Raw genomic sequence first — 25,478 nt, 5'->3', positions numbered from 1 at the left:
CGGCCGACGGCACCCCCCGCGGCCGTTGATCCCCGCTGGTGTCTCCCGCGCGGACCGCCGGGAGCCCGGCCGATGGCACCCCCCCGCCACCGTTGACGCCCGACAGCGCCTCCCGCGCGGACCGCCGGGAGCCCGGCCGATGGCACCCCCCCGCCACCGTTGACGCCCGACAGCGCCTCCCGCGCGGACCTCCAGGAGCCTGGACGATGGCACCCCCGCCGCCGGCGCGACGCCGAACCCTCGTCACCTCCTCCCGCACCACCACAAGTGGCGAGCGGGGAAGGGGGAGGCTCCCGTGTGTGGGGCCGGACGGGCAGCGGAGGTGCGGCAGCCGTTCGTCGGCAGGGCGCCGCCGCTGCTGAGAGCGGCCTGCCGCTCTCAGCGCGAACGGCGTTCGTCAGTAGGGGCGCCGCTCGTGAGGCGGAGTGCCCTCGTCAGCGGGAGCGGCGCCGGTCAGTGACAGCGCCGCTCAGGAGTGGGAGACCCGTCGTCAGTGAGAGCGGCGCTGGTCAGTGAATGCGCCACTCGTGGGCGGGGATGCCCTCGTCAGCGGGAGCGGCGGTCGCCGCCGGAGTCGCCGAGACCGGCCCGGCGGAGGGCCTCGGCCATGGCTCCGCCGGCCGGTGCCCCGCCCGAACCACGGCCTCCACCCTGGCCTCCACCTTGGCCCGACCCACCTCGGCCGCCGCCCTGGCGGGGCTGGCCCTGGCGGGACTGGTTCTGCCCGCCCTGGCCGCGGCGGCCGTTCGGCCGGTCGTCGCGTGAGCCGTCGCGGGACTCGCCGCCGGGGCCGCCCCTGCGGCCGTTGCCCGCCGTCTCGTCGTCCAGGCGCAGCGTCAGGGAGATGCGCTTGCGCTGGAGATCCACATCGAGCACCTTGACCCGCACGATGTCGCCGGGCTTGACCACCTCGCGCGGGTCCTTCACGAACGAGTTGGACATGGCGGACACGTGGACGAGGCCGTCCTGGTGCACGCCGACGTCCACGAACGCCCCGAACGCGGCGACGTTGGTGACGACGCCCTCCAGGATCATCCCGGGAGACAGGTCGGACGGCTTCTCGACGCCCTCCTTGAACGTGGCGGTCTTGAACGCGGGCCGGGGGTCGCGGCCGGGCTTCTCCAGCTCTTTGAGGATGTCGGTGACGGTGGGCAGACCGAAGGTGTCGTCGACGAAGTCGGACGGCTTCAGCGTGCGGAGCGCCGAGGTGTTGCCGATCAGCGTGCGCAGGTCGCTCTTCGAGAAGTCGAGGATGCGGCGCACCACCGGGTACGCCTCGGGGTGCACGCTGGAGGCGTCGAGCGGGTCGTCCCCGCCAGGGATGCGGAGGAAGCCCGCGCACTGCTCGAACGCCTTCGGGCCGAGCCGCGGCACCCCTTTCAGCCCCGTGCGGGAGCGGAACGGGCCGTTGGCATCCCGGTGGGCGACGATGTTCTCCGCGAGCCCGGCGCCGATGCCGGAGACCCGGGTCAGCAGGGGAGCGGAGGCGGTGTTGACGTCCACCCCCACGGCGTTCACGCAGTCCTCCACCACCGCGTCGAGCGAACGCGACAGCTTCACCTCGGACACGTCGTGCTGGTACTGCCCGACGCCGATCGACTTGGGGTCGATCTTGACCAGTTCGGCCAGCGGGTCCTGCAGCCGCCGCGCGATCGAGACCGCGCCGCGCAGCGAGACGTCGAGACCGGGAAGTTCCTGCGAGGCGTAGGCCGAGGCGGAGTACACCGAGGCCCCGGCCTCGGAGACCACGATCTTGGTGAGCTGCGGCAGGTGCCTGACGAGCTCCCCGGCGAGCTTGTCGGTCTCCCGCGAGGCCGTGCCGTTGCCGATGGCCACCAGCTCCACGTTGTGCTCGGTCGCCAGCCGGGCGAGCACGGCGAGCGACTGGTCCCACTGCCGCCTGGGCTCGTGCGGGTAGATGGTCTCGGTCGCCACGACCTTGCCGGTGCCGTCGACCACCGCGACCTTCACGCCGGTGCGCAGCCCGGGGTCGAGGCCCATCGTGGGCCGGGCCCCGGCGGGGGCGGCCAGCAGCAGGTCGCGCAGGTTGGCCGCGAACACGCGCACGGCCTCCTCCTCGGCCGCCTGCCACAGGCGGGTGCGCAGGTCGATGCCGAGGTGCACCAGGACCCGCGTCCGCCAGGCCCAGCGGACGGTGTCGAGCAGCCACCTGTCGGCGGGGCGGCCCAGGTCGGCGACGCCGAACCGCCGCGCGATCCGCGCCTCGTAGTCGTTCGGCTCCTCGGCCTCCGGGTCGAGCGTGAGGGTGAGGACCTCCTCCTTCTCCCCCCGGAACATCGCGAGGATCCGGTGGGAGGGCAGCCGCGTGAACGGCTCGGAGAAGTCGAAGTAGTCGGAGAACTTGGCCCCCGCCTCCTGCTTGTCCTCCCGGACCTGCGAGACCAGCCGGCCCCGGCTCCACATGCGCTCGCGCAGGTCGCCGATCAGGTCGGCGTCCTCGGCGAAGCGCTCGACCAGGATCGCCCTGGCCCCCTCCAGCGCCGCGGCGGCGTCGGCCACGCCCTCGCGCACGTACGCCCCGGCGGTCGCCTGGGGGTCGAGCGAGGGATCGGCGAGCAGCGCGTCGGCCAGCGGCTCCAGCCCGAGCTCCCTGGCGATCTGCGCCTTGGTCCGGCGCTTGGGCTTGAAGGGCAGGTAGATGTCCTCCAGCCGGGCCTTCGAGTCGGCCTCCATGATGCGGGCTTCCAGGGCCTCGTCGAGCTTGCCCTGGGACCGGATCGACTCGAGGATGGCCGCGCGCCGCTCCTCCAGCTCGCGCAGGTAGCGCAGGCGCTCCTCCAGCGCGCGCAGCTGGGCGTCGTCCAGCGCACCGGTCGCCTCCTTGCGGTAGCGGGCGATGAACGGCACGGTGGCACCGCCGTCGAGCAGGTCGACCGCCGAGGCCACCTGGCTCTCGCGCACACCGAGCTCTTCGGCGATCCGCCGCTGAATGGACGTCGTCACGATCCTGATCCGCCTTCTTCCGGGCTCGCCCTCCCCGGGCCGGCCCTGTCCGGGGAGCTTCATTCTGCCGGATCCGGCCGACACTCTCGGTCCTCCTGTGGACGACCGGCACAGCGGCGTCCGGCCCGGCCGCCGCTGTGGACAACTCCGCGCGGACGCGCACGGGCCCCGCTATCGTCTGTCCCGCCGCTCCCGAATCCCCGGGGGCCGACGAGAAGGTGAGCCGGAGTGGCGACGTCCGCGCGGCAGGAGACGGAGGGCGGGAGCGGGCCGCTCCGCGCCTGGTTACTGGAGGGCCTTCAGCACGACCAGGGGACGGCGGGCTCCCATGCCGGGCAGCCGGGCAGCCGCCACCCGTGGTGGCAGGTGATGTGCCTCACCGGGGTCGACTACTTCTCCACGCTCGGCTATCAGCCGGGCATCGCCGCCCTGGCGGCGGGGGCGCTGTCGCCGATCGCGACGGCGTTGCTGGTGGCACTCACCCTGTTCGGCGCCCTGCCCACCTACCGTGCGGTCGCCGAGCACAGCCCGCACGGCATGGGGTCCATCGCGATGCTGGAGCGGCTGCTGCCGAGGTGGTGGGGCAAGCTCCTCGTGCTCGTGCTGCTGGGCTTCGTCGCCACCGCGTTCGTGTTCACCATCACGCTGTCGGCGTCTGACGCGACCGCGCACCTGATCGAGAACCCGTTCTTTCCCAAGGCCCTCGCCGGGCAGCGGGTCGTCATCACGCTGGTGCTGATCGCCATCCTCGGCGGGATCTTCCTGCGTGGCTTCAGTGAGGCCATCGGGCTGGCGGTGGTCCTCGTGGGGGCGTATCTCGTGCTGAACACGGTGGTCGTGGCGGTCGCGCTGCGCGAGGTGGTCACCCACCCGGACCTGGTGGCGGACTGGCACGGCGCGCTGACGGCCGAGCACGCGGGCCCGCTCGCGATGGTCGGCATGTCGCTGCTCGTGCTGCCGAAGCTGGCCCTCGGCCTGTCGGGGTTCGAGACCGGCGTCGCGGTGATGCCGCAGATCGACGGCGACCTGCGGCAGCGGATCGCCGGCGCCCGCCGCCTGCTGACGACCGCCGCGCTGGTCATGAGCGTGTTCCTGCTCGCCAGCAGCGTCGCGACCACCGTCCTCATCCCGGCCGCCGAGTTCCGGGAGGGCGGCAAGGCCGGCGGGCGTGCGCTCGCCTACCTGGCCCATCGTCTCCTGGGCGACTGGTTCGGCACGGCCTACGACCTCAGCACGATCGCGATCCTGTGGTTCGCGGGCGCGTCGGCGCTCACCGGGCTGCTCAACATCGTCCCCCGCTACCTGCCCAGATACGGCATGGCGCCCGACTGGGCCCGTGCCGTACGGCCCCTGGTGCTGGTGTTCACCGCTGTCGCGTTCGGCATCACGCTCCTGTTCGGCGCCCAGGTGGAGGCCCAGGGCGGCGCGTACGCCACCGGGGTGCTGGCGCTGATCCTCTCGGCCGCGGCGGCCGTGACCATCACCGCCTACCGGGAGAGCCGTCCGGTCGCCGCGGCCGCCTACGGCCTGATCTCGCTCGTCCTGGGCTACGCGACCGTGGAGAACATCAGGGAGCGGCCGGACGGACTGAAGATCGCCCTGCTGTTCGTCGTCGCGATCGTCGCGACGTCCTTGATCTCGCGGGCCACCCGGTCGACCGAGCTGCGCGCCACCCGGGTCGAGCTCGACGAGACGGCGAGGAGGTTCGTGCTGGGCGTCGGCGGGGAGCTGCGGCTGATCGCCAACGAGCCGGACGCCCGCGACCCGGCCGAGTACGAGGACAAGGACCGCGAGACGCGCGAGTACCACCACCTGCCCGAGGACGAGTGCATGATCTTCCTGGAGGTCACGCTCAGCGACGCCTCGGAGTTCGAGTCGGAACTGCGCGTCGCGGGGGAGGAGCGGCACGGCTACCAGGTGCTCAAGGTGGAGAGCCCCGCCGTGGCCAACACGATCGCCGCGGTCCTGTTCCACCTGCGGGACCTGACCGGCAAGCGGCCGCACGTGTACTTCCACTGGGCGGAGGGCAACCCCGTCGGCGCCCTGCTGCGCTATCTGATCTTCGGCGGCGGGGACGTGCCGCCGCTCACCCGGGAGGTCATCCGCAAGGCCGAGCCCGACCTCTCCCGCCGCCCCCAGGTCCACGTCGGCTAGAGACGCCGCCGTACGGCGCTCTCAGCGGGTCAGGTAGCCGGTGGGGAAGGTGGTCACGGTGCCGCATCCGCACCGGGGGCAGGTCGTCCCGGACCAGGGCGGCTGGACGGCGACGCCCTCCCGGGTCCACACCGCGACGTCGTCCACGTGCTTGTCCCCGTGCTCGCCGCCTTGCCCGTCGCCGGTGCGGCGGACGACGTACTCCACCTCCCAGACCAGCAGGCAGCGCAGGCACCTGAACGGCCACGTCTCGCCGGAGCCGATCGTCTCCCGCACCGGTACCACCCCCCACTGCCTCCGTCTTCGAGTCTCGGCAGGCGGCGAAACCACCGCAAGTGGCGGTGTGGACACGGGGAGTAATGTTTGCGCCGTGCGGCACCGTGCCCTGCCGTGCGCTGCCGGGCCGGGGGCGGATCAGAGCACTTCGAGCAGCTCGTCGACGACCCCGAGCGCCAGCGTCTTGTAGCCCACCGAGTCGAACAGCACCGTGATCCGGTCCTGCTCCCGGCTCATCACGATGCCGTGTCCCCATTCGGCGTGCCGGACGTTCGCGTGCATGGGGAACGGGCCGTCGCCGGCCGCCGGCGCGGCCACCGTCCCGGACCGGCAGGTGTCGCAGTCGCCGCACGCCCGCTCGTACGGCTCGCCGAAGTACTCCAGCAGGAAACGGCGGCGGCATCCGGTCGTCTCGGCGTAGCCGCGCATCATCTCCAGCCGGGAGTCCTCCATCCGGTGCCTGAGGTCGTCGAGCTCCACCGCGCGGGCGGCGGCCTCGTCCGGCGGCGGGCCGCCGGGGACGTACCGCAGCGCGCCGCCGTGGGCGACCTCGACCGCGCCGGTCCGCTCCAGCAGGTTGACCTGCGAGGCGAGCTTGGCGGCTCCCACGCTGAGCAGCTCGCGCAGCTCCGCGGCGTCCACCTCGCCGCCGTGCTCGCGGACCAGCGTCGCGACGCGCCGGATCAGGTCGCCGTCCGCCCGGCCGCCCGCGAAGAACCTGCGCAACCCGAGGTCCTCCGGCCGGTAGAACAGCACGACCTCGGCCGGGTTGCCGTCCCGCCCGGCCCGCCCGATCTCCTGGTAGTAGGAGTCGATCGACTCGGGCGGCGCCGCGTGCAGCACGTAACGCACGTCGGGCTTGTCGATCCCCATCCCGAACGCCGACGTCGCCACGACGGTGTCCAGGTCGTCGTCCTGGAACCGCTCGTGGATGCTTCGGCGTTCGGTGGTCTTCATCCCCGCGTGGTAGGCCTCGGCCCGGCGGCCCCGCTCCTTCAGCAGGTCGGCGTACTCCTCAGCCTGCCGCCGCGTCGCCACGTAGACCAGCCCGACCCCCTCCAGCCCGGCGGCGTGGTCGGCCAGGGCGGTGCGCTTGTCGTCCTCGCCGACGAACCGCCGCACCTCCAGATGGAGATTCGGGCGGTCGAAACCCCGGACGATCTGCTGCGCCCCGGTCAGGCCCAGCGACTCGACGATCTCCTCGCGGACCGTGGGCGCGGCGGTGGCCGTCATCGCGATGACCGGAGGGTGACCCAGACGCTCGATGACCTTGGCCAGGCGCAGGTACTCCGGCCGGAAGTCGTGCCCCCAGGAGGAGACGCAGTGCGCCTCGTCCACCGCGATCAGCGAGGGCCGGGCCGCGGCCAGGCGCTCCACCACCTCGGGCTTGGCGAGCTGCTCGGGCGACAGGAACACGTACTCGGCGTTCCCGGCGGTGACCTGATCGAGGCCCGCCTCCACGGAACCGGCCGAGTTGACCGCCACCGCGCCCGCGGCCCCCGCCTTGAGCAGGCTCATGACCTGGTCGCGCTGCAGGGCGATGAGCGGTGAGACGACGATCGTCGGGCCGTCGAGCAGCAGGCCGGGCACCTGGTAGACGGCGGACTTGCCGCCGCCGGTCGGCATCACGAGCAGCACGTCCCGCCCGGCGAGCAGGTGCTCCATCGCCTCCTGCTGTCCCGGGCGCAGCTGTTCCCAGCCGAATGCCTCTCTCGCCGTCGCGCGCAGCCGCCTGCCCCTGCGCCCGAAGCGGCGGCCGAAGCGGCCGCCCGCCCACCCCCTGGCCCAGCCGCCGGACCAGTCCCTCGACCAGCCGCCCGACGTCCCGCCGAGCCGGTCACCGGGCCTGCCGCCGGACAGGCCGCCGTACCGCTGCCTGACGCTCATGCCGCCGCTCCCTCGCCGATCGGGCTCCGTCGCCCGATCGGCGTGCCACTACCCGCCGCACATGGGTCGAACCGGAATGGCCCACGCCGCTCACGGAGGGCGCGCCGCGGGTGGGTGAGGAGGCCGGGCCGCCCCTTCGCCACCTCCCGCCGGAGCGCACGGCCGGGGGGCACGACGCGGTGCGGTCCGGAGTGATCGGAAAGGTGCCGCCGGCGTCGCCGCCGAATGATCAGCCGTGCGCGGGCGCGGCCGGGAGCAGGCTGTACGGTCAGGGCATGCGACTCGGAGTCCTGGACGTCGGTTCCAACACGGTGCACCTGCTGGTCATGGACGCGCACCAGGGAGCAAGGCCACTGCCCGCCTTCTCGCACAAGGAGGAGCTGCGCCTGGCCGAGCACCTCGTCGACGGGAACAGGCTCGGTGAGGAGGGGGCCGCGCGGCTGCGGGCCTTCGTGCGGGAGGCCGCCCGCATCGCGGAGGACAAGGGCGTGGAGGACCTCGTGGCCTTCGCCACCTCCGCCGTGCGCGACGCGGTCAACGGCGTGGACGTGCTGGCCCGCATCAAGGCCGAGACCAGGGTGGACGTCCAGGTGCTGTCGGGCGACGACGAGGCCCGGCTGACCTTCCTGGCCGTGCGCCGCTGGTTCGGCTGGTCCTCGGGACGGCTGCTGGTCACCGACATCGGGGGCGGTTCGCTGGAGATCGCCTCCGGCATCGACGAGGAGCCGGACGTCGCCGTGTCGCTCCCGCTCGGCGCGGGACGGCTCACCCGCGACTGGTTCACCGCCGACCCGCCCGGCCCCGAGGAGGTACGGACGCTGCGGCGGCACGTCCGCACGGAGATCGCCCGGACCGTCGGAACGGTGACCAAGTACGGCAGGCCGGACCACGCGGTCGCGACTTCCAAGACGTTCCGCCAGCTCGCCCGGATCGCGGGGGCGGCGTCCTCGACCGAGGGGCCGTACGTCAGGCGGACGCTGACGCACGAGCACCTGGTGGAGTGGACGGCCCGGCTGGCCGGGATGCCGGCGGCCCGGCGCGCGGAGCTGCCCGGCGTGTCCGAAGGGCGGGCCGGGCAGCTGCTCGCCGGGGCGATCGTCGCGGACGCCGCGATGGACCTCTTCGAGCTGCCGGTCCTGGAGATCTGCCCGTGGGCCTTACGAGAGGGGGTCATCCTGCGCAGGCTCGACAACCTGCCCATGGGGCGCTCCCCGGTGACCGATCAGTAAGGTATGAGCGCCCTCCAAACGGGGCAAGGCACCAATACTCGGCAATTTTTCCGCTCCTACCGCATGGCCGGTGATTGGACCGCCGGTCACTGGAGTGCCGTATCGGGGTCGACCTCTGGAGGAATCGGAATGGTGGAGCTGCTGGGAGCCGTGGTCTCCCTGGCGGCGGTGGCGGTGCTCGCGCTCGGTGCGTTGGTGACGATCGCGGTCGTGACCCTCGTCGCGCTGGGCGTGCTGGCGGCGAGCACCGGGCGCGAGAACTACGGCCGGGTGCCGCCCGTCCCGGCCGGTGAGGGCTCGGGAGAGCCGGCGCGCGGCGCGGTCTCGCGGGACGGCGCCGCGAGCGGTGCCGAACGTGGTGCCGAACGTGGTACTACGAGTGGCGCCGTTCGTGGCGCGAACAGCGCCGCGAGCGGAGCCGTGCGCGGCGCGAAGGGCGGTGCGGCGGTGCGTGAGCACCGCGTCCGTGCGAGTGCCGCCTCCGTACGCGGCGCGTGACACCGCGTCTGGCGCATAACTCACCCCTGCGTCCCCGTCAGGCCCCGCCTGGCGGGGACGCCTCGTTTCCCGGGGTCTCCGCGGAGCTTCGCGCGGCCCTTCGTCGGCTCAGCGGGTGTCGCCGCTCTGCCCGGACAGCTCCTTGACCAGCTGGGTGAGGCGGGCGACCTGGCTTTCCAGCCCGCGCACGCGCGCCTCCAGCTCGGTCAGCGTGGGGGCTTGGAAGCCGTCGGCGATCTGCCTGCTCATATGTCCTCCCGAACGGCGCCGGCGGGGAACCGGCATTGGGGGTGCGGGCCGAGGGTTGTCGGGGACCTGCCTTTCTATTCCCGGAATACGTCGCTTGGCACCTCTTCTCGCGGGTGAAGATGGAGAGATGAAGGTCGTCGTGCTGGCGGACACCCACGCTCCCCGGCGCTGGAAGTCGTGCCCGCCCGCCGTCGCGCGGCACCTGCGGGGGGCGGACCTGATCCTGCACGCCGGCGACGTCTGCACGGCGGAGGTGCTGGTGGAGCTGTCGGCCTACGCGCCGGTACGCGCGGTGCTGGGCAACAACGACAGCCCGGACGTGGCGGCCTGGGGGGCTCCCGAGACGCTCGAACTCGACCTCGGCGGCCTGCGGGTGGGGATGATCCACGACAGCGGCCAGACCACCGGGCGGACCGCCCGGATGCGGCGCCGCTTCCCCGGCGCGAATCTCGTCGTCTACGGCCACTCCCACATCCCGATGGACCTGACCGGCGACGGGGTGCGGGTGTTCAACCCCGGCTCGCCCACCGACCGCCGCCGCCAGCCGCACGGCACGATCGGCCTGCTCGACATCGCCGGGGGCGAGCTGCGGCGGGCCGAGATCGTGCCCGTCACCTGACGGACCGGCGGACCGCCCGGGCGGACTGCCGGGAGACCTGCCTAAGGACCGTACGGCGGGGCATGGGGCCGGTATGAGAGAGAACAGACCACAGCCCGATCCGCGGTCGCGGTTCGAGGATGAAGGCATTCCGGACCTGCAGGAGGGCACACCCGAGCAGCAGTGGGCGGCCGACCCGCAGGAGATGCCGCTGCCCGGCGACCGGCCCCTTGGCCTCGACGAGTACGGCACCACCCCGAACGAGATGCGCGAGGGTGAGTCCCTCGACCTCCGCCTGTCCCGCGAGGTCCCGGACACCGACGTGCGCTTCGGCCCCGATGACGGCCCTGATGCGGGCAGTGAAACGGGCGCCGAGGGCGGCGAGCGGCCGTACGACGAGTACGAGGAGCTGACCGGGGACGAGGCCGGCGGGTACGGGTCGGAGGACCCCGACGGCTACGCCACCGTTGACCTGGCCCAGGCGGGCAGGTACGGCACCGACGAGCCGGGCCGGGCCGGGCGGCTCGTCGACCCCGACGGCGGCATGGGCGTGGACACCGAGAAGGACATGATCGCCGAGGACGTGGGGCCGGACTTCGGCGGATACACCGCCGAGGAGCAGGCGATGCACGTGGAGGACGAGGGCCCCTGAGCCGCGCCGCCCCGGAACGATCGGCCCTGGGTGGCACGGAGCGTGTCGTGGCCCGGAGCGGGACCCGGTCTCGCGAATCGATCCGAGGCCGAGACCGAGACCGAGACCGGGGGCTATGCCTCGGGCCAAGGCCTCCGCCTCGCGGGCCTCGCCCGAGACCGGGGCCCGGAGTCGTGGCCCGGGGCCGTGCCTCGCCCCGGGCCCCGGGGTCGTGTCCGGTGGGGGCGGCGAGAGGACCCCTGATTCGTTACGCTGCCCCGATGGCGGATGTTCAGGAGACGCGGCACGAGTGGCGGGTGCCCCGGGGGATCGTCGCGCTGAAGGCCGCCGGCGCCGTGCTGTGCGCCGTGCTGGCGCTCACCGGCGACGGCTGGCTGCTGTTCCTCGCCGGTGTGGCCGCCCTGGGCTTCGCCGTGCTGGCCGGACGCGACCTGGTGGCACCCGTACGGCTCACGGCGGGGGAGGACGGGCTGGTCGTCAGCGGGCTCGGCGGCAGGGAGCGGATCTCCTGGAACGACGTCGACCGCATCCGGGTGAACACCAACCGCAGGTACGGCCTGACCACGGAACTGCTGGAGATCGACGCGGGGGAGCAGATCCACCTGTTCAGCCGGTTCGACCTCGGCGAGCCCGTGGTCGCCGTGGCCGAGGCGCTCATGCGGCTGCGCCCCTGACCCGGCCGCCCCGGGCGGTGCCCGGGGAAGGCGGGCGAAAGGGGTGCAAGCGGATGTCAAGCCAGGCGTCCTAGAGTCCGGTGCGTGTCACAAACCGCTCTTATCACTCTGATCCTGTCCGGCCTCGGACTCGTCTTCGGCCTCATCGGCGGAGGGATCACGGTCAACGCCCGGGAGTTCCGCCGCCGGGCGCATCGCGCCAGCGGCCTCGTCGTGGGGCTGCGGGCGAGCCATTCCGACGACGGCACCGTCTACTACCCGACCATTCGCTTCGTCACCCTGTACGGCCAGCAGGTCGAGGCCGAGAGCACGTACGGGAGCAACCCGCCGCCCGCGCGGCCCGGCGAGGAGGTGCCGGTGCTGTACGACCCGGCGAAGCCCACCCGGATCCGCATCGACAGCGCGGTGGGGAGCGGCACGCTGCTCGGCGGGATCTTCCTCGCGCTGGGCGTCGTCCTGTTCACCGTGGGAGCGGGCATCGCCCTCGGGCAGACGTTCTGAACACCCCGGAAGGCCGCGCCACACGGTCGTGCCCGACGGATCATGGCCTGCTGGCCGGGGCCCAGGGGGATGTCTCCTCCTGGACCCCGAGCGGCGGGCGGTCGGACTACGGCGCGGCGCGGCCGGTCACCCGGTGGCGCAGGCCGCGCCGTTCAGCGTGAACGCGGCGGGGGTGGCGTTGGCACCGCTGTAGGTGCCCTGGAAGCCGAAGCTCGCGGTGCCGCCGTTCGCGCCGATCGTCCCGTTGTAGGAGGCGTTCGACGCCGTGACCTGCTGGCCCGACTGGGTGACGACCGCGTTCCAGTAGCCGGTGATCTTCTGGTTCCCCGCGTACGTCCACTGGAGCCGCCAGCCGTTCACGGCGCTGGACGACCTGTTCGTGATCGTGACGTCCGCGGTGAATCCGCCGCCCCAGTCGTTCGTCCGGTAGGTCACCACGCATCCGCCGGCCGACGGGCTGACGCTCGGCGACGGCGACGGGCTGGGCGACAGGGACGGAGAAGGGGACGGGGACGGGCTGGGCGAAGGGCTGGGCGACGGTGACGGGGACGGGGACGGGGACGGGGAGTGCGGCGGCGGGACCGTGTAGTCGAGCCCGTAGCCGTACTTGAACAGGGCGTCCTTGCCGTCCCCGTCGTTGATCGGCTCCTGGTCGGCACTGCGCGGCCAGGTCATCGGCAGCCGCCCGCTCGGGGCGGAGTCGCCGAACAGCATGTCGGCCACGCCGCGCCCCTCGGTGCCCGGCAGCCAGGCCGCCACCAGCGCGTTCCACTGGTCGATCTGGCCCGCGATGTCCAGCGGGCGGCCGGAGACGAGCACCACGACCAGCGGCACGCCCGACGCCTTGAGCCGCTGCAGCGTCGCGAGGTCGGTGGAGTCGAGGCCCATCGACCCCGTCCGGTCGCCCTGGCCCTCGGCGTACGGCGTCTCGCCGACGACGGCGATCGCCGCGCGGTAGGACGAGTCGATGCCGCTGCCGTCGCGGTTGTAGGTGACCTGGGCGCCCGAGCCGACGAGGTCGCGGATGCCCTGCAGGATCGTGGTGCCGCCGGTGATGTTCCCGGACGAGCCCTGCCAGCTGATCGTCCAGCCGCCGCTCTGGTTGCCGATGTCGTCGGCGCTCTTGCCGGCCACGAAGATCTTGCCGCCGGTCTTCGCCAGCGGGAGCACGTCCCCCGCGTTCTTCAGCAGCACCAGCGACTTGCGCACGGCCTCGCGGGCGACGGCCCGGTGCGCGGCGCTGCCCACGGTGGAGGTGTAGGAGCGGTCGGTCAGCGGCTTCTCGAACAGCCCGAGCTCGAACTTCTTGGTCAGGATGCGCCGGTTGGCGTCGTCGATCCGCGACGTCGGGATGCGGCCCGCCTGCACCTCCTGCTTCAGGAGCGAGACGAACTTCTTGTAGTCGTTCGGCACCATCACCATGTCGACGCCCGCGTTGATCGCGGTGGTGATCTCGTTCGCGGTGAACCCGGTCTGGCCGTCGAGCTGGTCGATGCCCGCCCAGTCGGTCACCACGAAGCCCTTGAAGCCCAGCTCGCCCTTCAGCACGTCCGTGATCAGGTACTTGTTGCCGTGCATCCTGGCGCCGTTCCAGCTGCTGTAGCTGACCATCACGCTACCCACGCCGCGCTGTACGGCCGCCTTGAACGGCGCGAGGTGGATGGCCCGCAGGTCGGCCTCGCTCAGCTCGGTGTTGCCCTGGTCCCTGCCTCCCGTGGTGCCGCCGTCGCCCACGTAGTGCTTGGCGGTGGCGAGGATGGAGGCGTTCCCGGCCTTCTGGAACCCGTCCACGATCGTGGTCATCTGCGTGACCAGCTGGGGGTCCTCGCTGAACGACTCGTACGTGCGGCCCCAGCGGTCGTTGCGGGCCACGCACAGGCAGGGGGCGAAGGTCCAGTCGATTCCGGTGCCGGAGACCTCCTCGGCGGTCGCCCGGCCGACCCGTTCGACCAGGTCGGGGTCGCGGGTCGCGCCCAGCCCGATGTTGTGCGGGAAGATCGTCGCGCCCACGACGTTGTTGTGCCCGTGCACGGCGTCGATTCCGTAGATCATCGGGATGCCGAGCGGGGTGGACAACGCCTGCCGCTGGAAGTTGTCGTACATGTCGGCCCAGGACGACGGGGTGTTGGGAGAGGGAGCCGAGCCGCCGCCGGACAGGATCGAGCCGAGCCGGTACGCCGCCACGTCGGACACCGTGGTCAGGGCGCCCCGGTCGGCCTGGGTCATCTGGCCGGCCTTGTCGTCGAGGGACATCCGGGACAGCAGGTCGGCCACCCGGGTGGCCACGGGCAGGCTCGGATCCTTGTAGGGAGCGTCCGCCGCCCGTGCGACGCCGCGGCCGGCGGCCGGGACGGCGCCCAGCGCCGCGGCGAGCAGCGTCACGAGCGCGATGATCCACGGGGATCTCAGCCGGGATGTCATGGGTCCTCCCTCACATTCCTGCTGACCGTAGGAATCAAGGGATTTTCGGGTCAAACAACGTCGGCTACGGACACGCGCCACCAGCCGTGCGCCGGGAAACTTTCACGCCCGCGGCCCGCCTCACCGGGTGAAGCCGCCCAGCTCCTCGGCGAACTCGATCTGCGGCTCGGCCACGAGCAGCTCTCCGAACCGGGCCACGAATCCCGAGACGTACGGCGTGCCGAAGTGGGCGTCGCGCGCGGCGTCGTCCGCGTACTTCTCGTAGACGATGAACCTGTCCGCACCCTGCCGGTGGATCACGAAGGTCAGGGCGCCCTTCTCGTCCCGGGTGGCGTCGACGATGTCGCGGAGCGTCGCCTCCACCTCCTCCGCGTGCTCGGGCTTGGCCTGCAGGATCGCCACGCACACCGACACCGTCCGGTCTCCTCTCGGCAGGGCCTCTGAGTCGTTGATCATGGTCAGCGTACGGCGCGGCGCGGCCAAGCGCCACCGGGGCGGGACGACCGGCCGGGACGGCAGGGGTGAGGCCGGCGCGGACGGGGGATGTCCCGACCGTCACCTGTCCCCCAGAGGCCGCCCTGAGAGGCCGCGGTTAGGGGTGCGCATGCGCGTCACCGCCGTCGAGTCCACCGAACTGTTCGTCCGCGGCCCCCGCCAGGTCGTGCGCGTCACCCTCGCCGGGGTGCCGTACGGATCCTCCCTGGTGGTCGAGGCCGGCGGCCCGGGAGCGCGCGGGCGGCGGACGGCCGGCGTCAGCGAGACCACGGAGCCGGGGCCCGCGACGGTGCTGGTGGAGGTGCCCGTCGAGACGGAGGGGCCGGCGCGGGCGCCGGGAGCCCGCGTCCCGATCACCGTGCGGGCGACCGCGGGCGGCGAACGGTGCGCGGCGGACGGCGAACTGGTCGTCGCCGAGCCGGGCTGGACGGTCTGGATGATCCCCCACTTCCACTACGACCCCGTCTGGTGGAACACCCAGGCCGCCTACACCGCCACCTGGGACCGGGCGGGCGGCCTCGCGCAGGCCCACCGGCAGGAGTTCCAGCACGCGGGCTTCGACCTCGTCCGGCTCCACCTGGACACGGCCCGCAGGGAGCCGGAGTACCGGTTCGTGCTGGCGGAGGTCGACTACCTCAAGCCCTACTGGAACGCCCACCCCGAAGACCGGGCCTACCTGCGCCGCCTGCTGGCCGAGGGCCGGCTGGAGATCGTCGGCGGGACGTACAACGAGCCGAACACCAACCTGACCGGCCCGGAGGCGACGATCCGCAACATGGTCCACGGGATCGGCTTCCAGCGCGACGTGCTCGGCGGCGACCCGGCGACGGCCTGGCAGCTCGACGCGTTCGGGCACGACCCGCAGTTCCCGGGCCTCGCCGCCGACGCCGGGCTCACCTCCAGTTCATGGGCGCGCGGGCCGTACCACCAGTGGGGCCCGATGCTCCGCGGCGGAGGGTGGGGCGACCCGTCGGTGATGCAGTTCCCGTCGGAGTTCGAGTGGCTGTCGCCGTCAGGCCGGGGCGTGCCGACCCACTACATGCCCGCCCACTACAGCGCCGGGTGGTGGATGGACTCGGCGCCGTCCCTGGAGGAGGCCGAGGCCGCCGTCTACGAACTGTTCCTGCGGCTGAAGAAGGTCGCGGCGACCCGCAACGTGCTGCTGCCCGTCGGCACCGACTACACCCCGCCCAACAAGTGGGTCACGGAGATCCACCGCGACTGGAACCGGCGCTACGTCTCGCCCCGGTTCGTCTGCGGGCTGCCGAAGGACTTCTTCGCGGCGGTGCGCGCCGCGGGCGTCCGGCTGACACCGCAGACCCGGGACATGAACCCGATCTACACCGGCAAGGACGTGTCGTACGCCGACACCAAGCAGGCCCAGCGGCACGCCGAGACGCGCCTCGCCGACGCCGAGAAGTTCGCCGCCGTCGCCACCGCCGTCCTCGGCGCGCCCTACCCGCACGCCGCCCTCGACAAGGCCTGGCGACAGATCGCGTACGGCGCGCACCACGACGCCGTCACCGGCTCGGAGTCCGACCAGGTGTACCTGGACCTGATGACCGGCTGGCGGGAGGCGTACGACCTGGGCGGGCGGGTCCTCGACGCGTCGCTGCGCCGCCTGGGGGAGGGCCTGACCGGTGTCGTCGTCTGGAATCCCTCCTCCTGGCCGAGGACCGACCTCGTGCGCGTGCGGCTGACGCTGCCCGAGCCGGGGGCGTACGGTGTCGTGCTCGACCCGCCCGCGCCGGGGCTGCTGCTGGAGCACCCCGAGCGTCACCCGGACGGCAGCCTGGCCGCCGTGGACGCGGTCTTCGTCGCCCGCGACGTGCCCGCGCTCGGCTACCGGACGTTCCGCCTGGCGCCGACCGGCGACCCCGTCCCTATCGGCTGGGCCGTACGGGAGGGGAACCGCATCGCGAACGCCACCCACGCGGTGGAGGTCGACCCCGAGCGCGGCGGGACGGTGTCGAGCCTCGTCGTGGAGGGCCGCGAACTGCTGCAGGAGGGGCGGGTGGGCAACGAACTGCTCGTCTACGACGAGCACCCGGCGCACCCGCGCTTCGGGGAGGGCCCCTGGCACCTGCTGCCCAACGGCGAGGTGACCGGTTCTGCCGGAGCGCACGCGGAGGTCGCCGTCGCCGAGTGCCCGGCGGGCCGGCGGATCACGGTGTCGGGGAAAGTAGGGTCGAAGAAGGCGGGATCGGTCGCCTACACGCAGGAGATCACCCTCTGGGACGGGCTGCCCCGGGTCGATCTCACCACGCACGTGGACGACTTCCACGGCTCCGACGTGCTGCTGCGGCTGCGCTGGCCGGTGCGCGTGCCGGGGGCGCTGCCGGTCGCCGAGGTCGCCGGCGCGGTCGTCGGCCGCGGGTTCGCCCTGATCGACGTCGACTCGGCCGAGCACCCGTGGACGCTGGACAACCCCGCGCACAACTGGTTCGCGCTGTCGTCCACCGCCCGCGTCGTGCTGCGCACGCGCGCGGGCCGCGTCCTCGGCACGCGGGCCGTCGGCGTCGCCGAGATCATCGCACCGTCGGAGGCGCCATTGGAGGCGCGGGCGGAGGCGTCGTCGAAGGCGTCGGCGGGCGGGGCCGGGGACGGGCTCGGGGACGGGCTCAGGGAGCTGGCCGTCGCGTTGGTGCGGCAGGGCGTCACCTCGACGTGCTCCACCGCCCCCGGCCCCCGGTACGGGAACCTGGCCGTCGACTCGAACCTGCCCGACGTGCGGATCGCCGTCGGCACGCCGGAGGAGAACCCGTTCGTCGCCGCGCTGCTGGACGACGAGGAGGCGGCGGAGCTACGCGCGCGGCTCGGCGCCGAGGGCCGGGCGCGGCTGTGGGTCCCGGCCGCCGAGCCGCTGGAGAAGGTCTGGGTGCCGAGCGCGGACCTCACCGGAGCCCGTGACCTTCCCGTCCTCGTGGTCTGTGGCGAGGGCGCCGTAGAAGAACTGGTCGCCGACCTCGCCGACGCCGTGGTGGAGGTGGTGACCGGTGCCGAATCCGACGGCGGTGTGTTTGACGACGCTGTACTTGACGACGCTGTGCCGGACGACGCCGTGTTGGCCGGCTACACGGTCGGGCTGGTCAACCGGGGCGTCCCGGGTTTCGCGGTCGATCCGTCGGGGGCGCTGCACATGTCGCTGATGCGCTCGTGCACGGGCTGGCCGTCCGGCGTGTGGATCGACCCGCCCCGCCGCACCGCGCCCGACGGCTCCAACTTCCAGCTCCAGCACTGGACCCACGCGTTCGAGTGCTGCCTGGTGGCCGCCCCGGGCGACTGGCGCGACGCCGGGCTCGTCCGGATCGGCCACGACGTCAACCATCCGCTGATCGCGACGGTGGGAGCCGACGGGCCCGCGGGCGAGTCGCGGTCGTTCCTGGAGACCGGTCCCGGCCTGGTCCTCACCGCGCTCAAGGCCGCCGGCAACCCGATCGCCGAGGGCCGGACGCCCGGCCCGGTGACCGCGCTGACCGCCCGCGTGTACGAGACGGGCGGCGGGACCATCCCGCTGTCGATCGCCACCACGCTGCCGCTCGGCGCGTGGCGGCGGGCCGGGCTGCTGGAGAACGTCACCGGGGAAGCCCCCGGCACGCTCGACGGCATGGAGATCGTCACGCTCGTCGCCCCGCTGCTCGCCGGGCCCACCGACAGACCCGAAAAGGCGGCCGCGGGCGGCGGCCAGGCCGGGGGCACTGCGGCTCACAGCATCGGGGCTGACAACCTCGGGGCTCACAGCACTGGGGCTGACAGCACTGGAGGCGGGGGCGCCGAGCCCGGCGGCGTGCCGGAGGTCGAACCGCACCAGCCGGTCTTCACGCGGTACTGGCTCAACGACACCGGGCCCGCGCCCATCGGCGACCTGCCCGTCGCGGTGCACCTGTCCGAGCCGGACGTCGACGTCGCCGGGCCGGTGGACCTCATGCTGACCATCGCCTCCTGCCTTACCGAGGACCGGGCGGAGGGCGTGGTCACGCTCACCGCCCCCGGCGGCTGGACGGTGACGCCCGCCGTCCGGCCGTACGTGCTGCCGCCGGGCGGTCACGCGACGGTGCCGGTGCGGCTGACGCCGCCGCCCGGCGCCGAACCCGGCCTCTACCTGCTCACGGCGAGCACGGAGTTCGGCGGCCAGGCGTACGAGGACGTGACCCGGCTCCATCTGGCCCGGCCCGGCGAGGGAGGGCGGCGGTCGCCGGGCCTGGAGGTGACGGTCGAGGGCCTGGGTCACCCTCCCGGCCTCCGGCTACGGCCCGGTGGCCGGGCGGAGGTCGTGGTCCGGCTGCAGTCCGGCGCGCGGTCGCCGATGCCGGCGCAGGTTCAGCTGGTCAGCCCATGGCAGACGTTCGAGATGTTCCCGGAGTGGAACGGCGGCACGGTCGTGCCGCCCGGGGACGAGGCACGGGTGCGCTTCCCCGTCCGGGTGCCGCCCGGCACCCGGCCCGGCCGGTGGTGGGCACTCGTGAAGATCGCCTGTGCTGGATGGGTCCACTACACCGACACGATCGAGATCGAGGTCGAGCCGTGAGACCGGGCACTCCGGCCGGCGGCGGAAGAGATCGCGGCGGTCAGGCCGTGGGACCTGGCGGTCCGGCGGGTGGCGGAGAGGTCGCGGCGGTGTGCCATGAAACCTGACGTTCCGGCCGGCGGCGGAAGAGATCGCGGCGGTCGGGCCGTGGGGCCTGGTGGTCCGGCGGGTGGCGGAGAGGTCGCGGCGGTGTGCCATGAGACGTGACGTTCCGGCCTGCGACGCCGAGATCGCGGCGGTGGTGGGGGAGCGGGCGATGACGGTCGCCGAGGTGGACCACCGGCTCCGCCTGCTGCGAAGCGGGCCGCTCGCGGCCCGGCTGCCGGCCCCGGACACCGCCGAGGGCCGCAACCTGCGCCGCTGGCTGGTGCAGGTCATGGTGGCCGAAATTTTGGCCGGGCAGGAGGCGGCCCGGCTCGGCCTGCCACCCGAGCCCTCCGAGCCGCCCGAGCCGCCCGAGCCGCCTGAGCCCTCCGAGCCGCCTGAGCCCGAGCCGTCTGAGCCCTCCGAGTCACCCGAGCCGCCCGCGTCCACGACCTCCGCCCGGCCCACCGAGCCCTCGGCGTCCCCCGCACGTTCCGGCCGTCGGGCGCCGCATCGGGTGGCGGAGGACGCCGCCCGGGCCGTGCTCACCCTGGCGGGCGCGCTGCGGACCGGCGGGGTCGCGGCGGCGGTGCTGGCGACGGCCCCGGCCGCGAGGGCGGTGTGCCGGGCGCTGACGGCGGAGAGCACGCCCTCCGAGGAGGACGCGCGCGACTACTACCGGCGCAACCTCGACCGTTTCACCACCCCCGAGACGCGCTGGGTCAGGCCGTTCGGGCCCGTACGGCGAGGGGACATGACCGGGCCGCTGGAGGATGCTGTCTTCGCCGCCCGCGAGGGGGAGACGGTCGGGCCGATCGAGGGCCCCGGCGGTCCGTGGACGCTGGTGGTGGAGCGCATCGAGGCGGCGCGGCGCGAGCCGTACGAGGCCGTGCGCGCGCTCATCCGCGCGGAACTGGCGGAGCGTGAGGGGGAACGCGCGTTCGCCCGCTGGCTGGACGCCCGGCAGGCCGGGTGTGTGCGGCTCACGCCGGGTCACGAGCATCCCGCCGACCCGGCGCAGCCCGACGCCGGGCACCGCCACTGACCGGCCCTCGGAGCGCCGCACGGCTGCGCGACTCTTCGGCGGTCCGGGTGCCTGAACCGCACGCCCGGTCCGGTGACGTGGAGGATTGGGGGTTGCATCCGGTACCTGGGTACAGGCTTACCGTCGAGGCATGACCCAAGACATCGTCCTCGATCAGGGATGGGCTCCTCCGGCGTGCACGCTGCCCACCGCCGACCAGCCGCTGCGGGTGGCCGAGTTCGACGCGTTGTTCGCCGAGACGGTCCAGGGGGTGCGGCGCGAAGAGCGTGAGCGCCTGCGGCTGGAGCTCGCCTTCGGTCCGGAGCACGCCGCGCGGGCGGCCGAGCTGACGGCGCGGGAGAGCGGCTGCTGCTCCTTCTTCACCTTCATCCTCACCGTCGCCGGAGGCAGCCTGACGCTGGACGTGGCGGTCCCGCCCGAGCACGCCGAGGTGCTGGACGTGCTGCAGGCCCGGGCCGGCGCGGCCGGCCGATCCACGGCGTCCGCCGAGGCGGGGCGGCCGGCGTGAGGCAGGACGTCGTGCTGCGGGGCCCGGGCGGGCCCTACCTGCGCACCGGGCAGGTGGCCGAGCAGGCCGGGGTCAACGTCCAGACCCTGCGCTACTACGAGCGGCGCGGCCTGATCGCCGAACCGGCGCGCAGCCCCGGCGGGCACCGTTCCTACCCGCCCGAGACCGTCGCCCTGCTGACGGTGATCAAAGCCGCGCAGCGGCTCGGCTTCACCCTTGAGGAGGTGGCCGAGCTGCTCGACACCGGCCGGCGTGGCCACCCCACCCCCGACCTGCGGGCCCGCGCCCAAGCCAAGATCCTCGAAGTGGACGCGAAGATCGCCGATCTGACCACCATCCGCCACGCGCTGGCCCAGGTGGTCAGCGCCGGGTGCGACAGCCTGACCCACTGCACCTGCCCGGACTGCCCGCTGCCCTTCGCCGACCTGGCCGAAGGCCGCTCCCTAATGCAGGGCTGACCCGTGAGCACCCACGAGGAACACCGCACCCCGGCCGCGCCCGCACCGGACCGCCCGCCGACTAATCTCCAGAAGGGGGGCATCCCGACCAGGCTCGAATCGAGCACCGGCCGGGCGGTGGATCGGACACCGCGGATCGGACACCGCCGGAGCACGGCAGCCGATCGCGCCGGTGGTCGGACCAGGACGTTTCGGGGCAGGTGAGTAGACATGGCACAGCAAGTCAGCGCCTTCGACGCGCAGTTCCTCAACTTCGAGACGCCCACGAATCTCGCGCACATCGCGGCGCTCACGATTCTCGACCCGTCGGACAGGCCGGGCGGCGCGCCCGCCCGTGAGGAGCTGATCGAGCTGCTCCGGCGGAGGCTCCACCTCGCGCCGCCGCTGCGCAGGCGGCTGGTCGAGGTGCCCTTCGGGCTCGACCACCCGTACTGGGCGGAGGACCGGGAGGTCGACTTCGACTACCACGTGCGGGAGCTGGCGCTGCCGCCTCCGGGCGACGAGCACAAGCTGGCCGAGCAGGTCGCCCGGCTGCACGGGAGGCGGCTCGACCGGGGGCGGCCGCTGTGGGAGCTCTACCTGATACACGGCCTCGCCGAGGGCCGGATGGCGATCTACACGAAGGTTCATCACGCCGCCGTGGACGGGGTCACCGGAGCGGAGGTGCTGGCGGCGCTGATGGACTTCGGGCCGCAGGTGTCCGACACGCCTCCCCCGGGGGACGCGGCGGAGCCGCAGCGGGCCCCCGACGTGCTGGAGATGGTGGTCAGGGGCGTCGCGCGGGTGCTGGACAACCCGCTGGCCCTGCTGCGTTTCGTCGCCGAGGCGGTGCCCCGCCTGGATGAGGTGCCGTTCGTCGCCCAGCTTCCGGGGGTGGGGCGGGTCTCGCGGTTCGTCCGGGGCATCGGCCCCGACACCGATGTGAACCTGCCGGAGCTGCCCCGGATGGTGGTGCCGCGCACGCCGTTCTCCGGGCCGATCTCGGAGCATCGCCGCTTCGCCTTCGGCGAGCTGCCGCTCGACGAGGTCAAGCGGATCAAGAACGCCTTCGGCGTGACCGTCAACGACGTCGTCATGGCGATGTGCGCGACGGCGTTGCGGCGCTGGCTGGTCAGCCGGGACGAGCTGCCCCGCCAGCCGCTGGTGGCGGGGATCCCGGTCTCCACCCGGGGTCAGGCGTTCAACGGTTCGGCCGCCAACGAGGTCATGCTGACCATGACCACCCTGCCCACCAACGTGGCCGACCCGGGCGAGCGGCTGCGCTCGGTGAACCGCTCGATGAGACTGGTCAAGGAACGGCTCGCCGCCGCGCCGGCGGCCTGGCTCCTGGAGTTCAGCCAGGCGATGCCGGCCGCGCTGAGCGCGCTGGCCGCCAGGTCGGCCTTCCGGATCGCCTCGCGCCGGGCTCCCGCGATGAACCTGATGATCTCCAACGTGCCGGGGCCGCAGTCGCCGTTGTACGTGTGCGGGGCGCGGGTCGTCGCGCTCCATCCGATGTCGGTGATCACGGATGTCAGCGGCGGCGTGAACATCACCGTGTTCTCCTACGACGGCCGTCTTGACTTCGGCATCGTCGCCGACCGCGAGATGGTGCCCGACGTCTGGAACCTCATCGACTACCTGCGGGACTCTCTCGCCGAGTACGGCGCGATGGCCGGCCCCGCCGAACCGCCCGCCCCCGAGCCACGCCGGCGGGGGAAGAAGGCCGCGGGGAAAGCCACAGAGGAAGTCACGGAGAAGGCCACCGGGAAGAGCACTGAGAAGGCCGCCGGGAAGAGCACCGAGAAGACCGAGAGGCCCCCGAAGGCCGGCAGGAGCACCAGGGCAGGGAGACCGGCCGGCTGACCCGCCGCACGCCGCCAGGGCGACCCTCCTGGCGACCTTCCCGGCGACCGTCGCGCACCGTCGCGGCCGTGGCTCCGCCGCGTCGCCCGCCGCCGTCGCCCGCTGCCGTCGGCCACGGTGTGGCTCACTGCGCCGCCGGGACGCTCCGGACTGGGGCGCCACCGAGGTGCGAGGAGGTCCCGGGGTCCTGCCCGCCCTCCAGCAGCAGGACCACGAGCCCGGCTGCCAGCAGCAGGGCGAAGACGGCGGCGACCATCGCGAACACCATCGACTGCCGGGACACGCCCGGCGCCGGGCGCGGCGGCAGCGTGGGAGCCTGGCGGAGGCCGCGTGGCGCCGGCCTCTGCGGGGTGCCCGGCCGGGCGCCGGGCGGCTGGGTGGGTGTGCGGGCCAGCGCGTGCGGAGGCGCGACGTGGCCCGGCCCGCCATAGGCCGAGTGCCCGTCCCCGGGGTGCCTGTTCCCGGCCTGCACGTTCCCGGGGTGGGTGTTCCCCGAATGGACGTTGCCGGGGTAGGGGTCTGCGGTCTGCGCGTTCCCCGGGTGGGCATCCATGGGCCGGGCGCTCCCGATGCGGCTGTTCCCGGTCTGCGCAATCCCGGTCTGCGCGTTCCCTGGGTGACCGCTCCCCGGGTGGACGTTGCCGGGGTAGGGGTTTCCGGTCTGCGCGTTTCCGGGGTGGCCGCTCCCGTTCTGGCCGTTCCCCGGGTGGGCGTTCCCTGAGTGGGGGCTTCCGGGGGAGCCGTCGGGGGCGAGGGCCGCCAACGCGTCGCGCAGTTCGGCGGCGGTCCTGATCCGCTGGGCCGGATCGCTCGCCATGCCGTGGCGCAGGACGGCGGTGAGCGCGGCCGGCACGCCGGGGATGTCGGGGACGGGCAGCCGGTGCAGGGCCATGACGACCGCGATGTTCACCACGCCGTGCTCGGGGAACCGCGGCGGCCTGCCGTGCAGCAGGGCGTACAGCGTGGCGGCGAGCGAGTACACGTCTCCCGCGGCCGTCGGCTCCGTCAGGTCGAACGCCTCCGGAGGGGCGTACGCCGGGGTGAGCGACTCACGCGTCACCGACACCTCGCCCGGGACCGCCCCGCCCGCCCCCGGCATGGTGGCCAGTCCGAAGTCCGAGAGCGCGACCATGCCGTACGAGTTGACCAGGATGTTGGCGGGCTTGACGTCCCGGTGCAGCACGCCCAGGGCGTGGGCGGCGGCCAGCGCGTCGGCGATCCGGACGCCGATGTCGCGCACCTCCCGCGGGCCGAGCGGCCCGCCGTCGCGCAGCCGGTCGGCGAGCGACCCGTTCGGGCACAGCTCCAGCACCATGTACGGCCTGCCGTCGCCGAGCACCCCGGCGTCGTACACGTCGGCCACGTGCGGATGGCCCGACAGCGCCCCGGCGGAGGTGACCTCCCGCATGAACCTGCGCCGGTCGCGGTCGGAGACGAGCACCCTGTTGTCGACCTTGAGCGCGACCTCCCGGCCCACCGCCAGCTGCCTGGCCCGGTACACGACGCCGAAGCCGCCCTGGCCCAGGATGCCGAGCATCTCGTAGCCCGGCACCAGCGGCCCGCCCGCCTCGCCCACCCGACACCTCCAGACCCGGCATCTCCAGACCCGCACCTCCGGACCCGGCCGGAGCCCGGCCGCGGAGCCCGCGTGCGGCAGACTACCGGAGCGATCGCCCGCCGGTCCGCCTCGTGATCAGGACGCGGCCCGAGCGTGACCGGCCGCCCTATCCTGGTCCTCATGACGGGCGGCAGGGCGGGCGGCACAGGGGAGCGCGGCCGGAGTTCGGAGCGGCGCAGGGACCTGCTCGACGCGGCCGACCGCGTGATCCGCCGGGAGGGCCCGCAGGCGTCGATGGCCGCGATCGCGGCGGAGGCGGGCATCACCAAGCCGATCCTCTACCGGCACTTCGGCGACAAGAGCGGCCTCTACCAGGCGCTCGCGGAGCGCCACACCCGCGTCGTGCTCGACCTGCTGCGCCCGGAGTTCGCCTCGGCCGTGGCCGATCCCCGCGTACGGGCCAGGGCCACGGTCGACGCCTACCTGGAGACCATCTCGGCCAACCCCAACCTCTACCGGTTCCTCTTCCACCGGGCGAGCGCGGAGGACAGCCGCACCCACTCGCGGATGGCCGCCATCGTGCGCGGCGTCGGCGAGGAACTGGGCACGGTGCTCGCCGAGGCGGGAGTGGCCGGTCCGGAGCGGGCACGGGTGCTCGGGCACGCGTTCGTCGGCATGGTCCAGGCGATCGGCGACTGGTGGCTGGAGAACCCCGGGCTCGACCGCGACACGGTCGTGGACGGCCTCGTCGACGTCATCGCCGGCGCCCTCAAGGCCTGATCTCACAGTAGGGGTCGCACCCCGGTTACGCATGTCGCCCATGCCGGGAAACATCAAGTACATCCGGTGGGGGT

20 protein-coding genes are annotated in these 25,478 nt (G+C 73.4%); 13 read left to right on the top strand and 7 right to left on the bottom strand.

The annotated features are described in order from the left end of the window. Positions 1 to 546: 546 nt before the first annotated feature. Complete coding sequence (locus tag FED44_RS13115; RefSeq protein ID WP_244301887.1) at positions 547 to 2,964, bottom strand: Tex family protein; 2,418 nt, start codon at positions 2,962 to 2,964, stop codon at positions 547 to 549. Positions 2,965 to 3,192: 228 nt separating this feature from the next. On the opposite strand from FED44_RS13115, the gene FED44_RS13110 reads away from it, so the two are divergent. Then, positions 3,193 to 5,118 carry an APC family permease gene (locus FED44_RS13110; RefSeq protein ID WP_138460799.1) on the top strand — a complete coding sequence of 642 codons (1,926 nt, stop codon included), beginning with the start codon at positions 3,193 to 3,195 and terminating at the stop codon, positions 5,116 to 5,118. Between the two features lie 21 nt (positions 5,119 to 5,139). Here the strand turns inward: FED44_RS13110 and FED44_RS13105 are convergent, their stop codons facing one another. Both FED44_RS13105 and FED44_RS13100 read right to left on the bottom strand, forming a co-directional pair. Then, positions 5,140 to 5,394 carry a hypothetical protein gene (locus FED44_RS13105; protein ID WP_138460798.1) on the bottom strand — a complete coding sequence of 85 codons (255 nt, stop codon included), beginning with the start codon at positions 5,392 to 5,394 and terminating at the stop codon, positions 5,140 to 5,142. 138 nt (positions 5,395 to 5,532) lie between these two features. Next, complete coding sequence (locus FED44_RS13100; protein ID WP_138460797.1) at positions 5,533 to 7,281, bottom strand: RecQ family ATP-dependent DNA helicase; 1,749 nt, start codon at positions 7,279 to 7,281, stop codon at positions 5,533 to 5,535. A gap of 275 nt (positions 7,282 to 7,556) precedes the next feature. On the opposite strand from FED44_RS13100, the gene FED44_RS13095 reads away from it, so the two are divergent. Together FED44_RS13095 and FED44_RS13090 are read left to right on the top strand one after the other, a co-directional pair. Continuing rightward, a complete protein-coding gene (locus tag FED44_RS13095) occupies positions 7,557 to 8,510 on the top strand; it encodes a Ppx/GppA family phosphatase (protein ID WP_117409324.1) in 954 nt (317 codons plus the stop codon). 129 nt (positions 8,511 to 8,639) lie between these two features. Next, complete coding sequence (locus FED44_RS13090) at positions 8,640 to 9,008, top strand: hypothetical protein (RefSeq protein WP_138460796.1); 369 nt, start codon at positions 8,640 to 8,642, stop codon at positions 9,006 to 9,008. A gap of 108 nt (positions 9,009 to 9,116) precedes the next feature. Here the strand turns inward: FED44_RS13090 and FED44_RS35755 are convergent, their stop codons facing one another. Continuing rightward, on the bottom strand, positions 9,117 to 9,257 hold the full coding sequence (locus FED44_RS35755; RefSeq protein ID WP_165900859.1) for a hypothetical protein: 141 nt from the start codon (positions 9,255 to 9,257) through the stop codon (positions 9,117 to 9,119). Positions 9,258 to 9,384: 127 nt separating this feature from the next. Here FED44_RS35755 and FED44_RS13085 point away from each other — a divergent pair, with 127 nt between their 5' ends. From FED44_RS13085 to FED44_RS13070, 4 genes are all read left to right on the top strand, one after another. Then, positions 9,385 to 9,876 carry a metallophosphoesterase family protein gene (locus FED44_RS13085; protein WP_138460795.1) on the top strand — a complete coding sequence of 164 codons (492 nt, stop codon included), beginning with the start codon at positions 9,385 to 9,387 and terminating at the stop codon, positions 9,874 to 9,876. Positions 9,877 to 9,949: 73 nt separating this feature from the next. Next, positions 9,950 to 10,507: a DUF5709 domain-containing protein gene (locus FED44_RS13080; protein WP_138460794.1), complete on the top strand. Its 558-nt coding sequence runs from the start codon at positions 9,950 to 9,952 to the stop codon at positions 10,505 to 10,507. A 260-nt stretch (positions 10,508 to 10,767) separates the two neighbouring features. After that, the gene (locus FED44_RS13075) at positions 10,768 to 11,181 is read left to right on the top strand and encodes a PH domain-containing protein (RefSeq protein ID WP_208758954.1); all 414 of its coding nucleotides are present in this window, start codon (positions 10,768 to 10,770) and stop codon (positions 11,179 to 11,181) included. An 84-nt stretch (positions 11,182 to 11,265) separates the two neighbouring features. Beyond that, on the top strand, positions 11,266 to 11,682 hold the full coding sequence (locus tag FED44_RS13070) for a DUF3592 domain-containing protein (protein WP_138460793.1): 417 nt from the start codon (positions 11,266 to 11,268) through the stop codon (positions 11,680 to 11,682). A gap of 126 nt (positions 11,683 to 11,808) precedes the next feature. Here FED44_RS13070 and FED44_RS13065 read toward each other — a convergent pair whose 3' ends face one another. Continuing rightward, positions 11,809 to 14,103 carry a glycoside hydrolase family 3 N-terminal domain-containing protein gene (locus tag FED44_RS13065; protein ID WP_138460792.1) on the bottom strand — a complete coding sequence of 765 codons (2,295 nt, stop codon included), beginning with the start codon at positions 14,101 to 14,103 and terminating at the stop codon, positions 11,809 to 11,811. 120 nt (positions 14,104 to 14,223) lie between these two features. Then, the gene (locus FED44_RS13060; protein WP_117409318.1) at positions 14,224 to 14,559 is read right to left on the bottom strand and encodes a putative quinol monooxygenase; all 336 of its coding nucleotides are present in this window, start codon (positions 14,557 to 14,559) and stop codon (positions 14,224 to 14,226) included. 148 nt (positions 14,560 to 14,707) lie between these two features. Between FED44_RS13060 and FED44_RS13055 the strand changes: the two genes are divergently transcribed. From FED44_RS13055 to FED44_RS13035, 5 genes are all read left to right on the top strand, one after another. Then, positions 14,708 to 19,126, top strand: coding sequence for a glycoside hydrolase family 38 N-terminal domain-containing protein (locus FED44_RS13055; protein ID WP_138460791.1), 4,419 nt, complete (start codon positions 14,708 to 14,710; stop codon positions 19,124 to 19,126). A 196-nt stretch (positions 19,127 to 19,322) separates the two neighbouring features. Beyond that, entirely contained in the window at positions 19,323 to 20,255 is a 933-nt protein-coding gene (locus tag FED44_RS13050; RefSeq protein ID WP_138460790.1) for a peptidylprolyl isomerase, read from the top strand. 130 nt (positions 20,256 to 20,385) lie between these two features. Next, positions 20,386 to 20,763, top strand: a complete 378-nt coding sequence (locus FED44_RS13045) for a hypothetical protein (RefSeq protein ID WP_117409315.1) — start codon at positions 20,386 to 20,388, stop codon at positions 20,761 to 20,763. After that, on the top strand, positions 20,760 to 21,221 hold the full coding sequence (locus FED44_RS13040) for a MerR family transcriptional regulator (RefSeq protein WP_244301886.1): 462 nt from the start codon (positions 20,760 to 20,762) through the stop codon (positions 21,219 to 21,221). The genes FED44_RS13045 and FED44_RS13040 overlap by 4 nt, the downstream gene beginning before the upstream one ends. Before the next feature lie 210 nt (positions 21,222 to 21,431). Further along, positions 21,432 to 23,066, top strand: coding sequence for a WS/DGAT/MGAT family O-acyltransferase (locus FED44_RS13035; RefSeq protein WP_138460789.1), 1,635 nt, complete (start codon positions 21,432 to 21,434; stop codon positions 23,064 to 23,066). 124 nt (positions 23,067 to 23,190) lie between these two features. Here FED44_RS13035 and FED44_RS13030 read toward each other — a convergent pair whose 3' ends face one another. Then, positions 23,191 to 24,642: a serine/threonine-protein kinase gene (locus FED44_RS13030; RefSeq protein ID WP_208758953.1), complete on the bottom strand. Its 1,452-nt coding sequence runs from the start codon at positions 24,640 to 24,642 to the stop codon at positions 23,191 to 23,193. Positions 24,643 to 24,804: 162 nt separating this feature from the next. Between FED44_RS13030 and FED44_RS13025 the strand changes: the two genes are divergently transcribed. Then, entirely contained in the window at positions 24,805 to 25,404 is a 600-nt protein-coding gene (locus tag FED44_RS13025; protein WP_138460788.1) for a TetR family transcriptional regulator, read from the top strand. Positions 25,405 to 25,478: the final 74 nt, after the last annotated feature.

Source organism: Microbispora triticiradicis, from assembly GCF_005864065.1.
Taxonomy (GTDB): domain Bacteria; phylum Actinomycetota; class Actinomycetes; order Streptosporangiales; family Streptosporangiaceae; genus Microbispora; species Microbispora triticiradicis.
This window is presented reverse-complemented; position numbering and strand designations above follow the sequence as displayed.

Excerpts from the sequence above, each read along its gene's own strand:
- FED44_RS13100 (WP_138460797.1), bottom strand. The coding sequence starts at position 7,281 with ATGAGCGTCAGGCAGCGGTACGGCGGCCTGTCCGGCGGCAGGCCCGGT.
- FED44_RS13095 (WP_117409324.1), top strand. The coding sequence starts at position 7,557 with ATGCGACTCGGAGTCCTGGACGTCGGTTCCAACACGGTGCACCTGCTG.
- FED44_RS13090 (WP_138460796.1), top strand. The coding sequence starts at position 8,640 with ATGGTGGAGCTGCTGGGAGCCGTGGTCTCCCTGGCGGCGGTGGCGGTG.
- FED44_RS35755 (WP_165900859.1), bottom strand. The coding sequence starts at position 9,257 with ATGAGCAGGCAGATCGCCGACGGCTTCCAAGCCCCCACGCTGACCGAG.
- FED44_RS13085 (WP_138460795.1), top strand. The coding sequence starts at position 9,385 with ATGAAGGTCGTCGTGCTGGCGGACACCCACGCTCCCCGGCGCTGGAAG.
- FED44_RS13080 (WP_138460794.1), top strand. The coding sequence starts at position 9,950 with ATGAGAGAGAACAGACCACAGCCCGATCCGCGGTCGCGGTTCGAGGAT.
- FED44_RS13075 (WP_208758954.1), top strand. The coding sequence starts at position 10,768 with ATGGCGGATGTTCAGGAGACGCGGCACGAGTGGCGGGTGCCCCGGGGG.
- FED44_RS13065 (WP_138460792.1), bottom strand. The coding sequence starts at position 14,103 with ATGACATCCCGGCTGAGATCCCCGTGGATCATCGCGCTCGTGACGCTG.
- FED44_RS13060 (WP_117409318.1), bottom strand. The coding sequence starts at position 14,559 with ATGATCAACGACTCAGAGGCCCTGCCGAGAGGAGACCGGACGGTGTCG.
- FED44_RS13055 (WP_138460791.1), top strand. The coding sequence starts at position 14,708 with ATGCGCGTCACCGCCGTCGAGTCCACCGAACTGTTCGTCCGCGGCCCC.
- FED44_RS13050 (WP_138460790.1), top strand. The coding sequence starts at position 19,323 with ATGAGACGTGACGTTCCGGCCTGCGACGCCGAGATCGCGGCGGTGGTG.
- FED44_RS13045 (WP_117409315.1), top strand. The coding sequence starts at position 20,386 with ATGACCCAAGACATCGTCCTCGATCAGGGATGGGCTCCTCCGGCGTGC.
- FED44_RS13035 (WP_138460789.1), top strand. The coding sequence starts at position 21,432 with ATGGCACAGCAAGTCAGCGCCTTCGACGCGCAGTTCCTCAACTTCGAG.
- FED44_RS13025 (WP_138460788.1), top strand. The coding sequence starts at position 24,805 with ATGACGGGCGGCAGGGCGGGCGGCACAGGGGAGCGCGGCCGGAGTTCG.